General features: G+C 41.0%; 1 protein-coding gene and 1 pseudogene. Both read left to right on the plus strand.

Annotated features, from left to right (window positions below; genetic code table 11):
• Window positions 1-466: 466 nt before the first annotated feature.
• Complete coding sequence (locus tag O9290_RS22635; RefSeq protein ID WP_002758987.1) at window positions 467-643, plus strand: DUF4089 domain-containing protein; 177 nt, start codon at window positions 467-469, stop codon at window positions 641-643.
• A pseudogene (locus tag O9290_RS22640) lies at window positions 640-897 on the plus strand (amidase family protein); the annotation flags it as partial. The gene O9290_RS22635 and the pseudogene O9290_RS22640, both read left to right, overlap by 4 nt.
• Between the last annotated feature and the right edge of the window lie 138 nt (window positions 898-1,035).

A 1,035-nucleotide genomic window follows, 5' to 3' on the forward strand; every position in this document is an offset into this window, starting at 1 on the left:
TTTTAAAATTGTGGCTATTCTGGCTGGCTTTTTTTATTCTAGTCGAAAAAAGCGGACTTCTAGAAACTAGGGATAAGCTTAAGTAGGTGGGTGGAATTAAATATAAGATGAACGTAGGTTGGGTTGAAGAATGAAACCCAACGCCCGATTATGTTACGCTACTGCTAACCCATCCTACAAATAATTGTGCCTCCCTACTTATAAGTTTAATTTAATCCGGAGGTGAAGGAGGGGAAAATATCTCAATATACAGTTCTAGGATCATATCTCAGGTTATGATCCTAGGGAGTCGGGGGTCAAGAACAAATTTAAGTTATACTTCCTCCCTAGGGATAGCTATTGTATTTACAGGAGATTTTCTCTTATATCCTAGCAATTTTCACAGCTTAACTAGGTGTCGATTTTATTCCTGAGCGCTGCTTTCAAGCAAATCTTGATCTCCTTCACCCCAACCAGAACGAAATCTATGAATAACCCAGAAGAATACGTTATGATCATGGCGAAAATCCTAGATTTAGCCATTCCCGATCGCTATTTAAATTCTGTGGTTGAAAACTGGCAACGCTTGCAAGAAATCGCCAGTTTAGTGACAGAATTTCCCTTAGAGGATGACGGGGAAAGCGCCCTCAGCTTTGAACCATGACTATTTCTGTGTGCAATTTAGCTCGATCAATCCAAAATCGTCAAACTAGCGCCTTAGAAGTTATTAATCGGACTTTAGCGGAGATAGAGGCGAAAAATCGCCATTTAAATTGCTTTACCGACATTTTACACCCTAGAGCGCTCGCTCAAGCCCAAAAAATCGATCTAGCGATCGCTGATGGGGAACCCGTCGGTGTCTTAGCAGGAGTCCCCTTCGCCGTCAAAAATCTCTTTGATATCGAGGGTATTGTCACCGCTCAACTAAACTTACTCAAACTTACTTAAAAGCCTGAAAGCTTAGTCATTCGTAGTGGGTCAAGCACTACAGGATTAAACGGCAAACCCTTTATTCCCTGGTCAATGACATCAGGAATTACTTTTCTAATGATGTTA

The sequence above is a fragment of the Microcystis sp. LE19-41.2A genome, assembly GCF_027530405.1.
Lineage (GTDB): Bacteria > Cyanobacteriota > Cyanobacteriia > Cyanobacteriales > Microcystaceae > Microcystis > Microcystis aeruginosa.

Bases quoted from the DNA above. Each gene is read 5' to 3' on its own strand.
- O9290_RS22635 (WP_002758987.1), top strand. From the start codon at position 467: ATGAATAACCCAGAAGAATACGTTATGATCATGGCGAAAATCCTAGAT.